This window comes from Nonomuraea sp. NPDC052129 (assembly GCF_040680095.1).
Classification (GTDB): Bacteria; Actinomycetota; Actinomycetes; order Streptosporangiales; family Streptosporangiaceae; genus Nonomuraea.
The window spans coordinates 662,529-676,153 of the sequence record NZ_JBFAVX010000003.1 but is presented as its reverse complement, the minus strand read 5'-3'; the positions used below and the strand labels follow the sequence as shown (position 1 = coordinate 676,153).

General features: G+C 71.9%; 10 protein-coding genes. 4 read left to right on the top strand and 6 right to left on the bottom strand.

Annotated elements, in window-relative coordinates:
- Positions 1–131: 131 nt before the first annotated feature.
- Positions 132–476 carry a hypothetical protein gene (locus tag AB0L53_RS11305; RefSeq protein ID WP_363992800.1) on the bottom strand — a complete coding sequence of 115 codons (345 nt, stop codon included), beginning with the start codon at positions 474–476 and terminating at the stop codon, positions 132–134.
- Between the two features lie 425 nt (positions 477–901).
- Between AB0L53_RS11305 and AB0L53_RS11300 the strand changes: the two genes are divergently transcribed.
- Positions 902–1,705 carry an NBR1-Ig-like domain-containing protein gene (locus AB0L53_RS11300; RefSeq protein WP_363992799.1) on the top strand — a complete coding sequence of 268 codons (804 nt, stop codon included), beginning with the start codon at positions 902–904 and terminating at the stop codon, positions 1,703–1,705.
- 264 nt (positions 1,706–1,969) lie between these two features.
- Here AB0L53_RS11300 and AB0L53_RS11295 read toward each other — a convergent pair whose 3' ends face one another.
- Genes AB0L53_RS11295 through AB0L53_RS11285 form a run of 3 tightly spaced genes read right to left on the bottom strand, consistent with a single transcriptional unit; the run spans position 1,970 to position 4,591 of the window.
- On the bottom strand, positions 1,970–2,875 hold the full coding sequence (locus AB0L53_RS11295; protein WP_363992798.1) for a CDP-alcohol phosphatidyltransferase family protein: 906 nt from the start codon (positions 2,873–2,875) through the stop codon (positions 1,970–1,972).
- Complete coding sequence (locus AB0L53_RS11290; RefSeq protein WP_363992797.1) at positions 2,872–4,026, bottom strand: CU044_5270 family protein; 1,155 nt, start codon at positions 4,024–4,026, stop codon at positions 2,872–2,874. Before AB0L53_RS11290 ends, AB0L53_RS11295 begins: the two co-directional genes overlap by 4 nt.
- Positions 4,019–4,591, bottom strand: a complete 573-nt coding sequence (locus AB0L53_RS11285) for an RNA polymerase sigma factor (protein ID WP_363992796.1) — start codon at positions 4,589–4,591, stop codon at positions 4,019–4,021. Before AB0L53_RS11285 ends, AB0L53_RS11290 begins: the two co-directional genes overlap by 8 nt.
- 241 nt (positions 4,592–4,832) lie before the next feature.
- Between AB0L53_RS11285 and AB0L53_RS11280 the strand changes: the two genes are divergently transcribed.
- The 3 genes from AB0L53_RS11280 to AB0L53_RS11270 all read left to right on the top strand — a co-directional run bounded on the left by AB0L53_RS11280 (position 4,833) and on the right by AB0L53_RS11270 (position 7,036).
- Positions 4,833–5,450, top strand: coding sequence for a TetR/AcrR family transcriptional regulator (locus AB0L53_RS11280; protein ID WP_363992795.1), 618 nt, complete (start codon positions 4,833–4,835; stop codon positions 5,448–5,450).
- A gap of 45 nt (positions 5,451–5,495) precedes the next feature.
- Complete coding sequence (locus AB0L53_RS11275) at positions 5,496–6,068, top strand: helix-turn-helix domain-containing protein (RefSeq protein ID WP_363992794.1); 573 nt, start codon at positions 5,496–5,498, stop codon at positions 6,066–6,068.
- Between the two features lie 89 nt (positions 6,069–6,157).
- Positions 6,158–7,036, top strand: coding sequence for an SDR family NAD(P)-dependent oxidoreductase (locus AB0L53_RS11270; protein ID WP_363992793.1), 879 nt, complete (start codon positions 6,158–6,160; stop codon positions 7,034–7,036).
- A gap of 161 nt (positions 7,037–7,197) precedes the next feature.
- Here the strand turns inward: AB0L53_RS11270 and AB0L53_RS11265 are convergent, their stop codons facing one another.
- Together AB0L53_RS11265 and AB0L53_RS11260 are read right to left on the bottom strand one after the other, a co-directional pair.
- Entirely contained in the window at positions 7,198–10,005 is a 2,808-nt protein-coding gene (locus tag AB0L53_RS11265; RefSeq protein WP_363992792.1) for an ABC transporter permease, read from the bottom strand.
- Between the two features lie 138 nt (positions 10,006–10,143).
- A complete protein-coding gene (locus AB0L53_RS11260) occupies positions 10,144–13,524 on the bottom strand; it encodes an FtsX-like permease family protein (protein WP_363992791.1) in 3,381 nt (1,126 codons plus the stop codon).
- Between the last annotated feature and the right edge of the window lie 101 nt (positions 13,525–13,625).

The following is a 13,625-nucleotide window of genomic DNA, read 5'->3' as shown; positions in this document are numbered from 1 at the left end:
TTTTCTTCCTATGCCCCGGGCCCGTCCGGCGCCGCCCCACCCCCGTTATACCGGGGTCTCTGGGGGGTGTGGGGGGGGGGGGGGGGGGGGGGGGGGCCCCCCCCCCACCCCCAAGCGCCTGCCCCCGCAGGCTAGGCGCGGCCCCCATCCTTGATGGACACGATCGAAGCGGTCTGGAACCTCTTGTGGCCCTTCCCATCGGACTTGACCACCGCTGTGTAGTTCTTGTACGTCCAGCCGAGGCTGTACTTGATCTTCAGCTTGCGTTTGTTGCCGCACCGGTTGTGCCAGTACACCGTCACGGAGCTGTTGCCGTCTCCCCAGGACCAGGCGAAGCAGCCACTGACACCGCGATGGACGTCCGCCGCCGCCGGAGCGGCGCCAAGGCCGACACCGAGTCCGGCGACGACGACGGATGAGGCGGCGACGACAGCGACTCGGGTACGCAGGCTCGCCATACGAGAACTGGTGGACATGAGAAATCTCCTCCTCTGGAGTGATGCGGTCACTTCGCTGAGGCGAGGCAGCTGGGGACGACGCGCTTAGGAGAGATGCGCTTGGGGGGCGCCGGTGCCGCGCGGGTGTGTTCGCCGAGGAACCTCCGCCACGATGCCATCAGGAGTACGGGGCCAGCCAGCGATCTTTGTCCAAGGCTGCGCCACGGGGCCGACGTTGGACATTGGACAAATCACGCCTGGGCGTCGACCTGCGGTGATCTGAACTGATCGTTGACTTGCCGCGTCAGATAATTTGGGAAGGCACTGCCAGATGCGGAGGCATCGGCAGTGTCGCGATTGAACGGAGGGAAGAGTGAACGGGGGGAAGTGGGGCCGGGGTGCAGGCTCAGGATCGTAAGCGTCGGGGACGGCAGCCGATACGTCCTGATCCGGATTCGGGTGCGGTGGGGGCCTTCGCCGACCGGCTCCTGAAGCTGAAAGAGGAAGCCGGCGATCCCTCGTACGCCGAGATGTCCGCTCGGCTCGGCGCGGCGGCCTCGAAGTCGTCGCTGGCCAGCGCGGCCCAGGGGCGGAAGTTGCCGAGTTGGGAGACCGCGTGGGAGTTCGTCCGGGTCCTCGCGGTTGATCGACTGGGGCGTGATCCCGAGGAGACCGAACGGGAGTGGCGGGAGCTCTGGGAGCGCGCGAAGGCGGCCCCTTCCACTGACGACGAGCCCGCGCCAGCGCCGCCGACCACCACAACCGAAGTCGTCCAAGCTCCAGCGCCGTCCGCGCGGCGCAACCGCGTCCTCATCAGCGCCATGATCGCGACTGCGATCATCTTGGTCGGCCTGACCGGCTTCTACCTGGCGACGACCGCGGGCCAGGATGATCCCCCGGCGCCACCGACAGCGAGCGCGCCCGCGAAGGATGATTCCGCATTCGTGGGTGACATCACGTACCCGGACGGCTCGGAAGTGCGGCCGGGCTCGTCGTTCAAGAAGGTGTGGCGGATTCGCAACATCGGGACGACGTCCTGGGCGGGCAGGCGTCTGGCTCGCATCAACACCGGGCCCTGCCGATCCCCCGAAACGGTGCCCATCCCGCCGACCGCACCTGGCCAGACCGCGGACATCTCGGTACAGGTCCGCGCCCCGGACAAACCCGGCAACTGCCGCATCTACTGGAAGATGACCGATGCGCAGGGCCAGGAGCTGTTCCCGGACAAGCGGCCGGTGTTCCTGGACGTTCGGGTAACCCCGCCCTGACGCGCCGACTTTTCTGACGGCTGGATGAACCTACGAGCCCCGCGCCGCCGTACCCCTTTCTGAGCGGGCCGGTTCATCCCACGGCCTGCACCTCCCCCCGCGCCCGATAATTGCCCGATCGAGTGTCCCGACCGAGGTGTCGACTCCGTCCACGGATGCCCCAACCGGCGGCTTCCCACGCGGCCCACATCCCATGCCGCACAGACGAGTCGACGCCGACCGAGGGACACCGGCATCGGGTGATCGGGGGCGGGGGTTCACGCGCTAGCTCTGCGGCTGAGCCACCGGTGCTGTGGGCCGAGAGCGGATCTTCGCCAGTGCCCGGGTGAGGTCCCGGGACGACAGGTAGAGCTTGAACATGATCGCGGCCTCGAAGACCAGCAGGAGTGCCGCCGTGCCGACGGTCACCGGCACGATCCACCCGGTGAGCGGACCGACGATGAACACCGCCATCTGGAACTCGATACCGCTGATCAGATGAGCTCGGACGCGGTGGTCGCGCAGCCAGTCGCGGATGCGGATGTACCAGGCGAAGTGCGCGCGGAAGTTCTGCTGCAGGTCCACCGAGTCGGCGGAGCGGATGTCGCCTGATTCGAGACCCGTCTCGTCCAGGTCCGGCTTCTTCACGGACGCGGCCGGGACGCCGGTGACCTGCTCGATCGCCTCGTCCAGTTTGCGGCGCATCTGGCGGCGTACCTTCGCGATCTGGAGCGCGTCAACGTACCGGAGCATGTCGAGGAAGACGACGAGCATGCCGAGGACGAGGTAGAACTCCTCACCGGTGCTCTCGAAGCGCCCCCACATGAGCGCCAGGGCGCAGGTGAGCACCCGGATGCGGTCGAAGACGTAGTCGAGCCAGCCGCCCAGCACGGTGCCGGTGCCCTTGAGCCGGGCAATCTTGCCGTCCACGCAATCCAGCACGAAGCTCAGGTGATATAGGACGGCGCCGGCCGCCAGCCATGCCCAACCGTCGGCCATCAGGAAGCAGCCCGCCGAGCCGAGCCCGAGTAAGAAGGCGCCCCAGGTGATCTGGTTCGGCGTGATGGCGGTACGGTTCGCCAGGCCGACCACCAGACGACCGGCGAGCGGATCGACCAGGAACACCGTCCACCAGGCGTCCCGCGCCTTGTAGGTCAGCGTGCGCACGTCGTCCAAAGTGAAGGTTGTCATTGTGCGGGCCCTTCGTCCGTCCATCCGATTTGCTGATATGCGATGAAAGAGCCAATTTCGACGTCCCGGCCGTCGGCCACCCGGCTGACGCTCCTCGTCTCCGTGGCCAGCGGCAGCCCGCTCTCCGCGTCGATGACGAGCCGCTCGTCGCTGAGCCGGCCGTCCCTCATCACCTGGTAGCTCAGGGCCTGGCCGGCCCGGCCGAGCGGGTCGGTGACCGCGCCCTCCGGCTTCATGCCGGGCATCGAGGCCAGGATCTGGTACGCCGAGGCACGTACCTCGGGCGAGACCGGCAGCCCGGTGATGATCTCCAGGCAGCTCTCGCGCAGCTCGGCCTCCATCTCGCGCCCGACATACGCGCCGTTCTCCCGGGCGATGTGGCTCACGAGGAAGGCGCGCAGCGCCGTGGGGTCGCTCGGGATCGTACTCAGGGCCGTCCAGCTGACCAGTTGCTTGGTCAGGATGCCGTCCGCGTTCCGCCACCCGACGCGGTGCGGTCCGCCCTGCGGCGGACCCGGCGCCGCCTCCACCAGCGCCTGCGGGGAGACGCGGCCCAGGCCGGTCACGTCCGCCGGGTACTGCCAGCGGCTCGGCGACCCGGCGCTTCGCCACGCGGCCTCGTCCTGGGGCGTCGCCGGTCGCGCGCCGAGGTACCGGCCGGTCCAGCGATCCTTCGCGCCGTTCTTCCTGGTGAGCCAGGTCTGACGGGTGGACTGGCGCTTGACGACGTACCGGCGGTCGGGAGCGAGGATCAGCTGCCCGGTCACGACGCTGGTGCGCCAGTAGGCGCCGTCGGACGGCGCCGTGGCCATCGCGATCGCCGCGGCGAGCAGGATCTGCCTGGCGGTCGGCGGAGCGGAGGCGGATACGGCGGGAACGGGCGAGAGGTCGATCAGCGAGTTCGAGGGCACGGCCACGGCGAGCGCCAGCGCGACCGCCGACGCCGCCCCGATCAACCCGTTACGGACCGGAGCCCACCACCGCGACCGTGCTCTTCTCGTAGTTCGACCTGGCAGGCGTTGAGGTGGCGCGGCCAGCGCCGCCTGCAGCCTGGCCCGGCCGGAGTCGACGACCTCGGACGAAGGACCGGGCATCGAGAGGAGATCGCGTACGGCGGCCAGCTCGTCCGGGCGGTCGTTCAGCTCATCCATCGAACCCTCCGATCATCGGATTGACGCCGCCCAGGGCTCTGCGGAGCTTCTTACGCACCCGGTTGAGCCGGGAGCCGACGGTCCCGAACGGAATGTCGAGCGTCTGCGCCACCTCCTCATAGGTGAGGTCGGCGAGCGCGACGAGGAGGAGCACGTCGCGATCACCGGCGGAGAGACGTCCAAGCGCTGTCGCGAGCCGCCCCTGTGCGTTCGCGGCGGCCACTCTCGCCGTCACCCTGTCCTCGTGCCCGTCGTCTGCCACTTCGTCGGCAGGTGCCCGCTGAAAAGCCGCCAGCCTGCGCGTTTCGCTCCTTCGATGCTGAGCGAGCAGGTTGGTGGCGATCCCGTACAGCCAAGGCCGTACGGCACCGCGGGCGGAGTCGAACGTCTGCCGTTTCCTGAACGCCACCAGGAACGTCTCGGCGGCCAGATCATCGGCGATCTGGGTGCCGAGCCGTCCGGAGACGTACCGGTGTATCTCTTCGAAGTAGCGGTCGTAGAGCACGGCGAACGCTTCCGGGTGGTGCCATGACCGCTCGATGAGCGCGGCGTCATCGTCTGTCACGGGCACGTCCGGGGGAGCGGCCATTCGCATGGTGTCCCTTCTGTGGGGTACACCTCTATTCCGCCGAAGCCCCGCCTCCTCTTCACACTTCTTTCAAAATCAACACGAAGTTTCCCGAAATATCCCCTGACGTCCCTTAAATGCCTGTACGGCGGGCGCCCCGCTCCGCAGCTCGGACTTTTACCCGCGCTTGCCGATCGAGCGGTAGGCCGGGCGACAGCGCGGTTCTATGGTCGCGTCCATGGCCTCTCCAGAAGAGAACGAGCGGGAGCTCATCCTGCAGGTCGCGACCAGACTGTTCGCCGCGCTCGGCCACGACGGCGTCTCCATGGGTCAAATCGGTGAGGCGGCCGGGCTGACCACGGCCGCCATCACCCCGCATTTCCCCACCAAGCGCCACCTCTACCTGGCGGTCATGGAGCGCGCTCAGCAGGTTCTCTCGGCCGTCATCGACAAGAGAGCCGGCGAGCTGAAGGCCGCCGCACCCGAGGAGCGGCCGGCCGCCCTCCACCGGTTCATCGACGGTTACATCGACCTGTGCGTCGAGCATCCCGAGGTGCCCGCGCTGTGGATGCACCGATGGCTCTCCGACGCCAGCGACATCGAAGAGCTGGAGTCACTCTCCGCTCAGCCGCTGGCCCAGTACGCCGTCGACAGCATCGCCGCCCTGGCGGACCCCGTACACGCCGACGCGCAGCTCACCACGTACACGATGGTCTGGTGCATCCAGGGGTTCTCACTGAGCGGAGTCCTCGACACGACAGGACAACGCCGCCGCCCCGACGACCCCGACGCACTGCGGCGCTTCCGCGCTCACCTGCACCAACTGCTCGCGCGCCTTCTGGGCCTCGCCAACTGATCGGGCCGAGCCTGTGAACACTGAAAAGCTCATTAGGCTGATCCTGTGAAGGCCGGACAGGGGACAGCATTGCGCGCGGACGCCGCGCGCAATCGCGCACGGGTGCTGCGGGTCGCCCGTGAGCAGCTGGCCGCAGGTGACGACTCGCTCCAGCTGAACACCATCGCCCGGCTCGCGGGGGTGGGTGTCGGGACCGTGTACCGGCATTTCCCCAACCGCCACGCGCTCCTGGAGGCGCTGTCCGCCGAACGCTTCCAGCAGCTCGTCACCGAGGCGCAGAACGCGGCGGCCGACGAGGATGCCTTCGCAGGTCTGCACCGCTTGCTGCGTTTCGCGCTTGGACGCGCGCTGGACGACGCCGGGTTCGCTGCCGTGCTCGAATCCGCCGGCGACGCCGGGGCACAGACCTCGGCGATGAAGATCGAGCTAGACCGCGCCATCGAGGAACTGCTCGATCGCGCCCGCGACGCCGGCGCCGTCCGGCACGGCCTGGAGGCGGACGACATCCGCCGCCTGCTCTGCGGCGTCCAGCACGCGGTCCGCTCCGGTGACGACGACCCCAGGTACGCCGAACTCTACCTCGACGTCCTCCTTGAGGGACTGCGCCCGCCGCGCTGAAGCTCCAATAAACGGATAATTATCCGCTTGTGCTACGGTACGCCAAGGAAACCGGATAGCTATCCGATTAGGCGACGAAGGGCGGGACCGTGAACCGATGGGCGGTAGTGACGGCGGGGACCGGCGGAATCGGCTTGGAAACCGCAATCGGGCTGGCGGCGGCCGGTTACGCAGTCACCGTGGTCGGCCGGAGCGCCGAGCGCGGCGCCCAAGCGATCGAGCGAATCGGCGCCGTGGTTCCCGGAGCGGAGGCGAGATTCGTGGCGGCCGACCTCGCATCGCTCGACGCCGTACGAGCGCTCGCAGCCCGGCTGGCAGCGGAGGGACCGCTGAGCCTTCTGATCAACAACGTCGGGGCGATGTTCTCCGACCGGCAACAGACGACGGACCGGATCGAAGCGACGTTCGCCGTCAATCACCTCTCCCCCTACCTGCTGACCGAGCTGCTGCTGGCACCACTCCAGGCCGGCGGGCCGAGCCGGATCGTGAACGTCACCTCTGGCTCGATCAGGGTCGCCAAGCGCACCTTCGCGGCGGTCGAGCCGCCGGGCGGCTACTACGGCTTTCATTGGTACGGCCGGGCGAAGCTCGCCAACCTCGCGTACACGCTGGACCTGGCCGAGCGACTGCGAGGCACGGGCATCTCGGTCTTCGCGGCCGACCCCGGCGGCGCCGCCACCGACATGACCGACGGCACCATGCGCTCACCCAAAATCGTCTCGCCGGGTCTCCGCCTGCTCTGGCCGCTGGTCCGCCGTACTTTCGAACGCGCCACCTCCGGCCCGGCGTCCGTGGCCGCCCAGCCGTCGATCATCGCCGCGACCGACGCCTCACTGGACGGGCAGACAGGCCTGGTCATCGGGCCCGAAGCCCGACCCGTCGCCCCCTTCCGCGCCAGCCGCGACCCCCGAACGGTCCAGGCCGTCCTCAATCTCAGCCGGCAACTGGCTCCCCTTACCCTCGCCTGAGCTTCGTGACCTCGTCCCCTGCCGAACCACGGTCCGACAACTGATCACCCATCGTTTGAGCCCTCTTTGAGGGAGCTAACACAGTGAAGGGCATCCTCAAAGGAGCCTCAAACGAAGCACGTCTGGCACAGGAAGGGCGCCTGCCAGGCCGCGGGCGTCGGCTATCCGTCGCCCGCGCGCAGCACCTCGCTCAGCCGCCGGCGGCGCCGCAGCGCCGACTCGATCGGCACCACGACGGCGACCGCCACCAGCAACGCGACGGTCACCAGGCCGAGCCGCCACCACGGCAGCACCAGGGCCGGGTCGGCAGCCTGCCCGGTGAGCAGCCGCAGCGCGAGCGAGCCGAGCATCAGGCGAGCGAGCAGCACCCCGAGCAGTGGGCCGACCACGGCGGCGACCAGCACCGGCGGCAGCAACTCCCCCGCGGCGATCCACCGGGCGTCCCGTGGCCGCAGGCCGAGGGTGCGCAGCCGAGTCAGGGTCTGCCATCGCTCCGGCGCGCTCGCGGAAGCGCCGAGAGCCAGACCCAGCAGCCCCAGGGCCAGCAGAGTCGCGGCCGAGATCCACGCCAACGTCAGCAGCCCTGACGTCAGCGGCGCCGCACGGCGGGCGCGCAGCACGTCCTCGCGCAGCACGGTGTCCGCGTCGACCGCGCTCGCGGCGACCGCCCGCGCCGCTCCTGGTCCGTTCACCCACACCGTGTTGGGTACGGAGGGCATGCCCGCGGCCTGGAGGGTAGCGGCGTCCACGAGGACGACGTCACCGGCGTCGCCGATGGCGGGTGCCGTACCGACGGCGGTGAGCCGGATGGCCGGAGCACCGTCCCGGAGCAGTTCCAGCCGCATGCCCGGCCGCAGGCCGCCGTCGCCCGAGCGCACCAGGGCGGGCACGTCACCATGACCGGTCGCCCCGAGCCGGGCGAGCGCCGGCGCGTCCGGCAGCGGGGTGGCGGCGAGCAGCCGCCGGAACGCGGAGGCGTCCACGATCACCAGACGCGGAGCGACGACCAGTGAGTCGGCGACGACCCGCGCCCGATCGGTGACCTGCGCGGCGACGACCTGCCGGACTCCCGGAGCGGCGGCGATGCGCCGGGACAGGGCGGGCGTGGAGGCCGCCGCGGCAGGGACTATGTCGAGGCGGGCATCGGCGCTGACGGTGCGCCACGCGCCTTCGGCCAGGCCGCCGCCGGCGGTGGCGTCCAGCGTGAGCGCGAACGACGCCAAGGCGGCGGAGGTCACCAGGACCAGAAGCGGCAGCGCACGCGCGGACGTCGCGACCGCCCGCGCGGTGCCGAACACCGCCAGCGGACGGCGTGAGCGCAAGGCCCGCTTGAGCACCAGGCCCAGCCCCGCGGGGAGCAGCCGCAGCAGGACGAGCGCGCCGACGAGAACGCCAAGAGCGGGCGCGCTCGCGGGCAGTGGCCCGCCAGCCCCCAGCCCGAGCCCCGGACCGGCCACGTCGCCGCCAGGAGCGGAGGCGACCGGGATAATCCCGCGCTGGTGCAGCGCCACGAAGGCGGCCACCGCGGCGATCAGTACCGCTGCCTCAAGGGCGGCGCGGCGCAGTTGGACGGTGTGCCTGGCCCAGCGGCGCGCGGTCCGGTTGGCCGGGACCCGCCGGTCGCGGGTGGCGCGGGCGGCGGCGAGCGTACCGAATGCCGGACCGGCGACGACGGCGGTGAGCACGACGGGGACCACCCACTCCCAGGAGGCGCCCGGGACGACCACGCGGGACAGCGCGAGCCCGGCCGCGGCGGCGGACAGCGCCACCACGGCGGACTCGACCAGCAGCTCGGCACCGAGCGTCGGCAGCGCCGCCCCCCGTTGCCGTGCGGCCTCCAGGGCCGGGGCGCGGCGACGCACCAGCAGATCGGCGGCGAGGAGCAGGACCAGGACCGCGACGGCCAGCACGCCGGTGAGCAGGACCGACGCCTGCGCGGATGCGGCGCCGACCTGGGTTCGGATGTTCCGCAGAACGCCGTCGAGCCCCGTCTCCCACTTCAGGGAGCCGTCGAGGGAGCCGGAGGAGCCGGAGGTCGCCTTGAGCGCGACCACCTTCGCGGAGACCGCCTGGGCGGAGTCCCAGGTGATCCGGTTCGGGTCGGGGGTGAACCGGACGACGCGCCGTAGCGCGTCCTGGTCGAAGGCGAGGCGGGCGTCGGGCAGGGAGTCGGATGACAGCAGGCCGGCGAATCGGGTGGAGCCCACACCATCCGCGCCGGAGACGGGACGCAGCAGCGCGGGGGCCGATCCCCAGGCGGAATCGGTGCTGTCCGTCGCCCGGAAGATGCCGCTGACCAGGACCTTCTTGACGCCTCCCGCGTCGTCCTTGAGTGGGATGCGCGCGCCGGGACGCAGCTTGAGCGCGGCGGCGTCCGCTTCCGACAGCCCGACCTGCACCGGCCAGGGCGCGCCCGTGACGGGAACCTCTGCGTGGTTGTCCGCCTCAGGGACGGCGGGCCGAGGCGGACCGCCCGCGATCCAGGTCACGTGCGGCCCGCCGTCGGCGCCGTCGCCCTTCGCCAGGTAGGCGAGCTGGAAGGTGCGCAGCACGCTGCCATCAGTGATCTTGAGTGTGGGGCTGATGACGGTGGCGACGGGCGGACGCAGCGCGGCCCGCAGGCCGGGTCCGAGTTCGTCCGTCGCCCTGTCGCGGAAGTCGTCGACGTCCTCGGCGAGCCGGGGAGCGCGGACGCGTCCGCCGTTGGGCCCGTCATCGCGTTCCATACGGGCCTCAACAAGGACGTCACCATCGCCGCCGGCGCGGCGGACCCCGTCCTGAACGGCCTCGTCGGCGGTCGCGCGCAGCAGCGGCGGTACGGCGCCGGCGAGCAGAGTGACGACCGCCACGACCGCGGCGGCCAGGAGCAGCGACCCGGCGTCGGCACGGGCGCGCCCGCGGATGCTGGGCCAGTGCAGGGCGGGCGGCCACCAGCGACCGGCTGGCCACAGGCGGGCGCGCCACCTCACGACACCACCCGCGGATGCCTCACGAGGCCGTGCCCGCATGTGCCTCATGACACCACCTGCAGATGCTTCCCAACCCGTGTCCGCATGTGCCTCACGACACCACCCGCAGATGCTTCCCGACCCGTGCCCGCATGTGCCTCACGACGCCACCCGCAGGTACGCGACGTCGACGCGGCGGGCCTGTACGACGACCACGGCGGTCACTGCGAGCGTGCACCCGGCCAGCAGCAGGGCGAGCAAGCCGGCCTCTGTGGCCCACGGCCAGACGGGCAGGGCGGCAGGCACGGGGACGGCGCCAGTCTCGGAGCGGACGAGCAGGGGCGCGACCACCCGGGTGGCGAGTGCGCCGACGGCTGCCCCTGCCGCGAGCAGGGGCAGCAGGACGCCGACGTGCTGGCCGAGCAGTACAGCACGTACTTCCCGCCGGGTCATCCCCAGGCCCCGCAGCCGCGCCACCTCGAGCGCGCGGGTCCGGAGGTCGAAGGTCACATGCAGGACGACACCGGCGAGCAGCAGCAGGGCCGTGGCCGGGACGAGGAGCCGGAGCGCGGCCGGCAGTCCGGCACGCAGGGGGCCACCGGTGAGGCGGGCGGTCTCGGACGCGCGCGTGGTGACGGCGCCGAGGCGGAGGGCGGCGACGCGTACGGCGGCATCGACCCGGGTGGGGTTGCCGACCCACCAGGCGTCCACGGGGAAGTCGAGGTTGCCGCTGACGACGAGGGCGCGGGAGAGGGCGTCCGAGTCGGCCAGGATGGCCGCGGCGCCCGGGGCGGCTGGAACCGTGGGCAGCACCCCGGTCACCCTGACCGGGACGGGGGTGAGTCCGACGGTGAGATTGAGCCGGGAGCCGCGACGAGCACCGACCTCGTCGGCGAAGCGGGTCGAGACGGCGACGGGCACCGGCCCCTTGGCCGGGAAGGCGGTGGCGACCAGGGTTCGGGCGGCGTCCGGGGGGCCCTTGAGCCTGACGGTCGTCGTCATCTTCAGCTGCACACCGGCCGGGGTACGGGCGAGGGCGACGGCCGGATCGCCGAGTTGGCCGGGGGCGGGCTCGACGGAGGTGGCGCTCCACGGCGACCCGGACGCCACACCGGTGGAGGCTGGGGCCTCGGGCACGGTGAGGGTGACGGCGACGCGGCTGTCGCCGACTCCGGCCGGCAGTTCGGCCAGGGCATCGGAGTAGCCGAAGCCGACGTTCCCCAGATCGGGCGCGAACGGGAGGGACACCGCGACCAGCCGCAGCCCTTCGACGGTCGCGCAGGCCGGCAGCGGATGCGCCTTGCCGTCGAGCGGGATGGGCGCGCCGTCGCAGGGGGTCCGTAAGCCCGTGGCGTCCTGCAGCAGCAGCCGGGGGGTAACGGTAAGCGGGGTCGTGCCGGTCACCTTCCCAGTGCCGGTCACCTTCCCAGTGCCGGTCACCTTCCCAGTGCCGGTCACCTTCCCAGTGCCGGTCGCCTTTCCGGTGAGGGTGAGCACGGCGGCTTTCGGGACGGGGACGCCGGTGGCACGGGTCGGCGGCGCCAGGGCGGCGCCGACGTCCGTCCACCTGCGGCCATCGTTCAGCCGACCGCGCAGCAAGTACTCGGCGCGGGTGGTGTCGACGGCGACCAGCCGCGGTACGTCGCCGGCGTTGCCAAGCCACTGCCCGACCGCGACGCCACGGTTGGTGGCCGGGCTCACCGCGCCTCCGGTGGCCGCGCGGACAGCCGCGCCCTGTCCGGCCTCCGGCGGCGCGGAGAGGGTGAGAGCGAGGTCGGTGCCGACGGCCAAGTCGGCCTGGTCATGCTGGGAGCGCTGCCACGTGGCGTCGAAGCCGACCCCGAACGTGGCGGCCGCGCAGGCCAGGCCGATCAGCAGCCCCGCGGCGACCGCCTGCGGCCGACGGGCGGCTTCGAACGCGGCCAGCGGGAGCGTCAGCCCACGGGCGCGGCGCGCCAGTCGCTCGACGCCGCGCAGCGCGGGCACCACCAGGCGCAGCGCCAGCGCGGAGCCGGCGGTGAGCAGCAGCGCGGGAGTGAGCACGCGGATGGCGTCGACGGAGGACCCGGCGCCGGTGGGCTGATCACGCAGCTGCCACCAGCCGGCGACGGCGAACGCCACGAGCAGCACATCGGCCCCGGAGCGGGCCAGCAGTTCGCGCCGGTGACGACGGTCGCCGCCCACGGGCGTGGGCCGCACCGAGAGGGCGACGAGCACCGCCGCGAGCGCCAGCGCGCCACCAGCGACGGCGAGCACATGGACGCCGGTCACGACCGGATGGACGGCGAGCCCGGCCTCCGCCAGCGGCGGCAGGTGGGTCAGACCGGCGTGCAGGACAGAAGAGGCGGGAATCGCGAGCGCGGCGGCCAGAACGGCGAGTGCGCCTGCCTCGACGACGGCGGCGGCGGCGAACTGCCCTCGATTGACGCCCAGCGCCGACAGCAGTGCGGTCTCGTCAGCGCGCACGCCGGCGGTGAGCCGACCGGCGAGGGCGAGGGCGGTCGCGGTCAGGACGATGCCGAGGACGGCGACGGTGAGTACGGCCGCAGCGGTGACCTGCTGCTGGTCGCGGGCAGACAGCAGGGTCGACGGCAACCGGGAGGCGACGCGTTCGATCCGTATCCGGTCGCCGAGGGTACGCGCCAATATGCGGTCGGCGCCGAGCACGGACTCGGCGGCGGTGTCGAGGCCGCGGCGGGTGGGGGCGGACAGGTCGGGATGGGCGGTGATCTCCAGCCGGTCGATGGTGGAGCCGCCGGCCAGCAGGGCGGCGAGATCGACGATGAACGGCCCGTACGCGTGGACCGGCCGCACGGAGCGGCCGTCGCGGTAGGCGAGGTCGTAGCCGGTGGCGGCGAGGGGGTCGCGGTCCCAGCCGGTGCCCGGCAGCGGGCGTACGACGCCGACGATGGTTACGTCGACCGTCCGGGCGGGGTCATCGCCCAGCTCCGCGCCGAGGCGGACGCGTTTGCCGAGGGTGAGGCCGAGCAGCCGCGCGGTGGGCTCGAGCACAACAGCCTCCAGCGGCCCAGCGGAGCGGACCGCGGCGGCCTCCGGCTGCCCAGCAGAGCGGACCGCGGCAGCCTTCGGCGGCACGGCGGGGTGCGCCGCGTCGGCCGTGCCCCGCGGCCACCGGCCTGTGACCAACGCGGCGCGGGTCGGCAAGTCCTCCACGCCCGACAGGTAGGTCTCAGCGGGTACGCCGTCGCCGCCAGCCCGCGTCGTCGGCAGCGACCGCATCACCGACGACGCGCGCGCGGCCGTCGTCGCGGCGAACGGGGCCAGCGCCGAGGTCAGCACGCGGCGGGTGTCGTCGGCGACGGATCGCGCGTCAGGTCCGCGGATGGTGACGGTGTAGGCGGTGACGTCGACCTGGTCGGGAGTGGCGCGGGACGCGGCGGCCTCCAGCGCCTGCTCGGCGGTGCGGGTGACGAGGAGGGCGCAGGCGCCCAGCAGGGTGGGGCCCACCATTGCGACCGCCAGAAGGGCGGCCAGCAGCGGCCACTGCGCGCGGGCTCGGTAGGCGAGCAGCCTCAGCACGGGCGGCTCTGGACGATCACGAGGCTTCCTGCCCGTCCAGCGGCCCACGTTTCTGGACGATCATGAGGTTTCCCGCCCGTCCAACGGCTCGTCGTACCTGG

What these genes read in the sequence shown, in the direction of transcription:
- AB0L53_RS11305 (WP_363992800.1), bottom strand. Translation starts at nt 476, where the DNA reads ATGTCCACCAGTTCTCGTATGGCGAGCCTGCGTACCCGAGTCGCTGTC.
- AB0L53_RS11295 (WP_363992798.1), bottom strand. Translation starts at nt 2,875, where the DNA reads ATGACAACCTTCACTTTGGACGACGTGCGCACGCTGACCTACAAGGCG.
- AB0L53_RS11290 (WP_363992797.1), bottom strand. Translation starts at nt 4,026, where the DNA reads ATGGATGAGCTGAACGACCGCCCGGACGAGCTGGCCGCCGTACGCGAT.
- AB0L53_RS11280 (WP_363992795.1), top strand. Translation starts at nt 4,833, where the DNA reads ATGGCCTCTCCAGAAGAGAACGAGCGGGAGCTCATCCTGCAGGTCGCG.